The following is a 6,628-nucleotide window of genomic DNA, read 5'->3' as shown; positions in this document are numbered from 1 at the left end:
GAGATGTGTATAAGAGACAGTTATTGTGCATTATGTGACAGCATAAAGGTTGATCCAAATATTGATTTAGAGTAAAAATAGAAGCGCTCCACTATGCTTTTGGAACGCTTTTATTTTTATAACTTCAGCTTGGGTTTGGGCTTTTCGGGCTGGTCAGGATTGGGATCGTCCTTGTTGCCGGGCTTGGGGACACCTCCGATGACGAGCTTTCCGTCGAGTGTATCCATTGCCTCTTTGATGCTGATGCTTTGGGGCATTTCGCTTAGTTTGGGCGGGATGCGCTGCCTGTCGGTAAGGAAATCGGGCATCCGGTGGACATAAGACTCGGCGGGGGCGTGTCTCTCGGAACTCAAGGCAATCTGCTTTGTGTCACTGGCGGAGAAGGCACGGGAAAAAGTAACTATGTGGCGGCGTTGATTGTCGGTGCTATCCGTTCTTCCGGAACGGATGTGGATGCGCTTGAGTGTTACGCTCCACGAAAACAGCAAGAACAAGGCAGTCCTGTTCTATGACATGGAACAGAGCAAAGTGCAGCTGTATAAGAATATCATCAACCTGCTGCGTCGTTGCAGACGTGAGTCGATACTGGAATGGTTTAAGGCGTATTACCTTACGGGAATGAGCCGGAAAGAGTGCTTGCTTTCCATTATCCAAATATGGTGGCATCTGGTAGTGATAGACAGAATTGCGGATTTGATAAAATGCGCCAACGATGAAGCGAAGAGCATAACCGTCGTGGAAGAACAATGGCTTCTGCCATCTTTTCACGAATGGTAGAACAGAGAGATGCCGTAAATTTTCATCTGTCATTATATTGCCGACGGGATATCAAATGAGGAATCTCTGAATGATACTCTCTCAACTTAACAAATAAAAGGGATTCGCTGTTAATACCAATGGATCCGGAAGCCATGTTGAGAGCAACCACTTCCAAATAAGAAAATCAGGGAACGACCCCACGCTGAGGTAAATTTCCTTGCCCGTTGATCAAATTCCCTGTAACAGCTTGTGGATGTCGCTAAATTTTGCGAATATTGTATATATGTTGTGCATATATGAATTAAAAACAGATTGTAAAAATAGGGAATATATATTATGAAATTCCCTATTTTCGTGAAATACTCCGTATCAAAAAACTCTGCCGCCTTGTCGGGTTCAGCGATGGGCAGACAGCAACGTTCGTCAAGGGAAAACCGTTGGAATACGCAGGGGAACTCTATTCGGAGGAACACAAGCGGAAATTCAAGACCGAAAAGGTGAGGGCAAGTGCTGAAAGCCCTGACGGACGGGACTAAATTGCTTCTTGCCATCGACCGAAAGCCCATTGCCGAGTGATTCAAGGAGCAATTCGACAAGCTAAGGCAGAGCATACACCACCCCATGCAGCTACGAAGGAAAGGCAGGGAGGCTATAAATGTTAAATCCCGTCCGATTTACCGAAAAAAGTGCGGTGTGCCGTTCGTGGTGTACCGCACTTTTTCTATATTTGTAATTATACAGGATAAAGAAAGGGATAAACATTTCAAGATAATGGATTATCATTATAAAGAAGATGTAAACAATCATACACATTAGGAATTGTTTTTTGAAGTAATGGATAGAATAATTTTATTTTTTTTAGGTAGTGTATTACTTTTATCGGGCTGCAAGAATAGTAAACAGCCGGAAGGCTATAATTCTGTTAATATTATCGAATATGTTAATATTTACGATGAAAACAACAGGATTCTAACTGCACAGGGTAGTGAATATGACTATCTCTATTTTGGAGACAATAAAGATAAAGGGATCTTGGCAGCGACAAATAATTTTACAAAGACATATAGTTATGATAATGATTCTTACTGCTATACCGTAGAGGAGCCCTTGTCAGGCTGGAAAATATAAAGTCACTTGACCCACTATTATACTCCTGATTGACCCATCAAAAAAATATGAGATTTAAGTAGAGAAAAATGCATTTTAACCCGGATCAGTTTCAGTTATAATTCTTTATAGCAGATACTACTTCTTTTTAGCATTAATCTTTCTTACAGAATCTCCTGTTAGTTCAATTTTGTGTGCAGTATGTACAATTCTGTCCAGGATTGCATCTGCTACCGTAGGATCACCAATTGCATCATACCAACTTTCGACAGGAAGTTGTGATGTTATTATGATTGATTTTAATCCGTGTCTGTCTTCTATTATTTCCATAAGGATTGACCTTTCCCTGGCATCCAGTCCTATAAGAAACAGATCGTCTAGAATAAGCAGTGAACACTTTTCAATTTTTTTCATTTCAGATTCTATAGTTCCCTTGTTTTTGGCCATTTTAAGCTGTCCCATAAGCTTTGACGCATTGGAGTATAAAGTTCTGACTCCATTTTTGCATGCTTCATATCCTATTGCTGAAGCAATATAGCTTTTACCTGTACCAGAACTTCCCGTGATAAAAACATTCTGTCCGTCTTTTATAAAATCAAGAGATGCAAGTCTCTCAAGCTGGTTACGGTCAAGGTTACGTTTTATGGTATAGTCTATTTTCTCCATATATGCCTTATATCTGAAGTTGGCAGACCTTATCAGTCGCTCAATGCTTACATTGCGTCTGTAATCATACTCACTTTCTAGAAGCCATTTAAGGAATTCATCATTTGTCATACCATCAGAGGATGTTGTCCTACAGTCATTTCTGTATGTTTCAAGCATACCGTAAAAACGTAATTTGGAGAGTAATTCCATTATTCTGTCCATATTTTTTTCGACTGTTCTATTTGTTTTATTATTACTTGTCATTTTTATCTATGTTTTTAGAGTTAAAATAATCCTTACCTCTGAGATTTCTGTGTTTAGGGGTAAGTTCCGGAGCCTGTCCTTCCATTTGGACATGATACTTTTCATCTTCCCTGTTTACAAGAATACTTTCAAGCTCGTTGAATCCGAACATGCAGGATTCCATTGCTATCTGGCATGCAAGAACCATTCTGTCGTGTCCGAAACGTTCCACAAGACTTAATATACCATCAGCTGAACGTACTGCTTGAGCCGGATATTTTTTGGCTACGGCCACAAGCTTTATGTACTCCTCTACTATCGGATCGATTTTACGTGCCTTGCAGTATACATCATCCATTCTGATTCTGTATTCATGTAGTACTCCGGGAAGTTTATGGGAAGGTTTTTCTGAATATGTGAAAGGTGTATCATCCCTGCGATGTGTCGTAATGTGCCTGAATTTATGATATATCTCCACTGTATCCCCATCATACAGTAATTCTACAGTATCGCCGATATACTCTTTAGGGACACTGTAATAGTGATTGTTAAGCGACACATAACTGTTTCTCATGACAGTTGCCGTTTTCCGACTTTTTGATATAAATCTTGTAGTCGGTAATGTATGCAGCCTGTCTTTCTCTACCTCTATGAAACGCTCCTTACGGCTGTAGCTGCGGTTGTACATCTTTCGGCTGTTCAATGCATCCGTATGTTTCATTATTTCTATGTTCAAGGCTTCAAGATCATTGAATTTCAATCCTGTCATCTTTGAATAGACCTCCCTGTAAAGCAGTCTTACGGCATTTTCAACCAAAGCCTTGTCTTTGGGCTTGCGCACCCTTGCCGGAAAGACTACGCATCCGTAATGGTCTGCAAAAGCTGCAAAATCATCATTTATTACAGACTCTATTCCACCGGGCTTTGTTACGGCAGATTTGAGGTTGTCGGGAACTATGGCATTTGGTACACCTCCAAAATAATGGAAAGCATTTTCACACGCCTGGATAAGATATTCTTTCTTTTGTGATGGTACAGCCTCGTAATAAGTAATCTGGCTGCAAGGAAGTATTGCAGCAAAGACTTCTACGGGAACCTTATCACCTGTATTCCTGTCTGAAATATAGAGTTTGTCACCGGCAAAATCCACATACATCTGATCTCCGGCTATATGATCTATGCGTCCAACCGGTACTTTTACCTCCCTTTCACGTCTGAGATACAGGCAGAATGAACAATAGCTGTAACCTTGGGGACGGTTTCTCAGATACTCCTCATACAAGGACCTTCTTGTTGTTCCACGGGATTTAAGTCGTTTAATGTACTCAGGTATATGTTCTTGAAGATACTTATACTCTGCAGATCCTGTTGATTCGTTGTCAGTCTCCGTACCGAAAAGCTCGTGCGGATGATGCTCGTCCATTTTCAACAGGCGTTCCAACTCTATACCCATATCTTCGTATATATGGATATATCGTTTTACTGTATTACGTGAAATCTGAAGAGAAGAACTGATACTACGGATACTCATTCCTGACTGGTAGCACCGCAGTATGTGTTTGATTCTTATTTTCATTCTTTAAAATTTTTATTCGGTTAATAATACCGGGTTAAAATGCTTTTTAAAGTACAAAAAACAAGACTGAAATGTGGTAATTCTATAGGGTCAATTTTTATTATAATCTTAGTGGCTCAGTTTCGGTTATAAAGGTGGGTCAGGTCACTTTTACAATAGTGGGTCAAGTGACTTTATATTTTCCACTCGCTGAAGGATACGGATATGGTGAGGTTTTCTATCATGACATTGTTATTTGGCGTAAAGATAGAAATTTCGGGAGAAAAAGAGGCCTTGCCCGTTGGATTTTCGGGTAAGGCTCGCTATTTACAGGTTTCTATGCACGTTAGTTATAAGAAATGGTAGTCCGGTTGCTGTCGGGATGGAAAACAACAAGGACTTCGGGCTTTTTCTCTTGCAGGCGTTTGTACTCGCACAGGGAGTTGAGTACCCACTCACGAAACAGCTTCGTGCAATAGGTGTTGATGCGGAAGCTGAGAAATATGATCGCTTCCAGATTATAATAGGTAACAATGCTTTTGTTCTGTTTCTCGGTTATGGTCACGTCGCCGTCGTAAAGCAGGCGGGATTTGAAGATGGAGCGCACATTGGCGTCTATTGTCTGAACGAACACTCCGAACAGACGGGCAAGTTCGTGCTTGGTCATCCATACGTTGCCGTTCTCTATCTTTACACTGACGATGGGTTGTTCATCCTTGTTTTCCAAACCGGTGATGGTGATGTATCCTCTATTTTTCATAAGGCGTTGTTTTTTAAATGGTGTGACAATATAATGATTTGTTTATTCATACAGCGTTTTGCGCCGTACCTTTTTGCATATTTTTTAGTTTTCGATCCAGCATATTCATGTCATGGCTCAACTTTCTGTCCACCACACGGGCATAAATCTGTGTGGTCTGAATGTTGGTGTGTCCGAGCATCTTGGATACGCTCTCAATGGGAACGCCTTTGGTAAGGCAGATTTCCGTGGCGAACGAATGCCGGGCGAGATGGTAGGTGATCCGTTTGTTGATTTGGCAAATTGCGGCTATCTCCGCCAAATATTCATTCATCTTCTGGTTACTGATTACCGGAAGCAATCTTCCATCTTTCAACTTGCCCTCGTATTTGGCGAGAATATCCAACGGTATTTGCAGTAGGGGAATGAATGATTCCACGCCGGTTTTACCCCTGTCTTTCATAATCCACTTCTTGCCGTCCACCCCGATCTTTATGTCCTCGCTTGAAAGCGTATAGATGTCACAGTAGGGCAAACCGGTATAACAGCTAAAGATGAAAGCGTCACGCACGTGTTCCAACCGCTTTGATTTGAACTCCTTATAATAGATCGTGTCAATTTCCTCCTGCGTGAGATACCCTCTGTCGGTCTTGTCAAAATTGAACCTGAAATTCCCGAAGGGATCAATGAAGCTCAATCCGCTTTTCTGGGCAAACAACAGTATCGTATGGAAACGTTGTACAAATTTCATGGCGGTATTGTTGCTTACCTCACATTCCTGACGCAAATAAAGGTAGAAGTTCTCGATGTGGGTGACGGTGATTTCCTTCACGGGAATGTCCGACAACTTGTATTCCTTTTGCAAGAACTCTATCATTCGCTGTTTGGTAAGTTCGTAGCGAGAGTAGGTCTTTTGCGTGGCAGTCTTGCCGACCTTCTTTGCATACTGTTCATTGTGCTGGGTGAAGTAGCTGATGAGTGTTTTCTCCTTTTCCTCCAATCCCAGGAATGCGTTCCTGATTTTTTCCGGCAGTGCGTAACCGTCCACGTTCATCATGCGTGTGTAGTGCATGGTGATGGCCGAACGTATCTCGTCCAGTGTCTTGTTAAGTGAGGATACCCTGAGGTTTTCTTTCTTGTCCGCACTCTGTTTGTTGATGACGGCTCTTCCCGTTTTCGTGTCCCAGTTATCGGGGTGTATATCCAACTTGCTGCTGAATTGCACCTGATCACCGTCCACCGTGATACGTACCATTATTACTACATGACCGTTTTTCTTCGGTTCGTTCTTCTTTAAATAGAAGAGTGTCTTGAATGTCGATTTCATACCGTAACTCCTTTCTTGTTGCAAAGTTAATTTGTTCATTCCGTAACGGCTATGACTTTCGACTGCCAATATTCGACAAATGAGCGACTTACCTATAAATTCGTTACGGTTTTTATCGTAACGGAAAACCGTAACGAATTAGTAACGATTCATCTTCACAGGGTGGCTTTTTGGGGTCAGTCCGAAAACCCTGTGGATATGTTAAATTCACACTGTCAGTTTGCATAATCTAAACATAAAGAATGGTATA

Annotated in this window: 6 protein-coding genes and 3 pseudogenes; 3 read left to right on the top strand and 6 right to left on the bottom strand. The window is 41.5% G+C overall.

All coding sequences use genetic code 11. The features are described 5' to 3' along the window. Positions 1-116: 116 nt before the first annotated feature. Positions 117-308: a DNA methylase gene (locus LPH68_RS25120; protein WP_230297210.1), complete on the bottom strand. Its 192-nt coding sequence runs from the start codon at positions 306-308 to the stop codon at positions 117-119. Positions 309-335: 27 nt separating this feature from the next. On the opposite strand from LPH68_RS25120, the pseudogene LPH68_RS25115 reads away from it, so the two are divergent. After that, positions 336-771: pseudogene (locus LPH68_RS25115) on the top strand (bifunctional DNA primase/helicase); the annotation flags it as partial. A gap of 31 nt (positions 772-802) precedes the next feature. Here the strand turns inward: LPH68_RS25115 and LPH68_RS25110 are convergent. Continuing rightward, positions 803-1,053 (bottom strand): annotated as a pseudogene (locus LPH68_RS25110) (IS982 family transposase); the annotation flags it as partial. A gap of 50 nt (positions 1,054-1,103) precedes the next feature. Here LPH68_RS25110 and LPH68_RS25105 point away from each other — a divergent pair. Next, a pseudogene (locus LPH68_RS25105) lies at positions 1,104-1,404 on the top strand (mobilization protein); the annotation flags it as partial. A 189-nt stretch (positions 1,405-1,593) separates the two neighbouring features. Beyond that, positions 1,594-1,887 (top strand): hypothetical protein, encoded by a 294-nt coding sequence (locus tag LPH68_RS25100; protein WP_230297209.1) that lies wholly within the window; start codon positions 1,594-1,596, stop codon positions 1,885-1,887. Between the two features lie 117 nt (positions 1,888-2,004). Here the strand turns inward: LPH68_RS25100 and istB are convergent, their stop codons facing one another. The 4 genes from istB to LPH68_RS25080 form a co-directional block, all read right to left on the bottom strand. Then, a complete protein-coding gene (gene istB, locus LPH68_RS25095; protein WP_055279370.1) occupies positions 2,005-2,778 on the bottom strand; it encodes an IS21-like element helper ATPase IstB in 774 nt (257 codons plus the stop codon). Continuing rightward, the gene (gene istA, locus LPH68_RS25090; protein WP_151923861.1) at positions 2,768-4,333 is read right to left on the bottom strand and encodes an IS21 family transposase; all 1,566 of its coding nucleotides are present in this window, start codon (positions 4,331-4,333) and stop codon (positions 2,768-2,770) included. The genes istB and istA overlap by 11 nt, the downstream gene beginning before the upstream one ends. A gap of 325 nt (positions 4,334-4,658) precedes the next feature. After that, the gene (locus LPH68_RS25085) at positions 4,659-5,072 is read right to left on the bottom strand and encodes a hypothetical protein (protein WP_005800177.1); all 414 of its coding nucleotides are present in this window, start codon (positions 5,070-5,072) and stop codon (positions 4,659-4,661) included. A gap of 46 nt (positions 5,073-5,118) precedes the next feature. After that, entirely contained in the window at positions 5,119-6,378 is a 1,260-nt protein-coding gene (locus LPH68_RS25080; protein ID WP_005800176.1) for a site-specific integrase, read from the bottom strand. Positions 6,379-6,628: the final 250 nt, after the last annotated feature.

Origin of the sequence: Bacteroides sp. 1_1_30 (genome assembly GCF_020982715.1) — a bacterium.
Classification (GTDB): domain Bacteria; phylum Bacteroidota; class Bacteroidia; order Bacteroidales; family Bacteroidaceae; genus Bacteroides; species Bacteroides xylanisolvens.
Note: the sequence above shows the minus strand (reverse complement) of the source record. Positions and strands in the feature narration are given on the sequence as shown.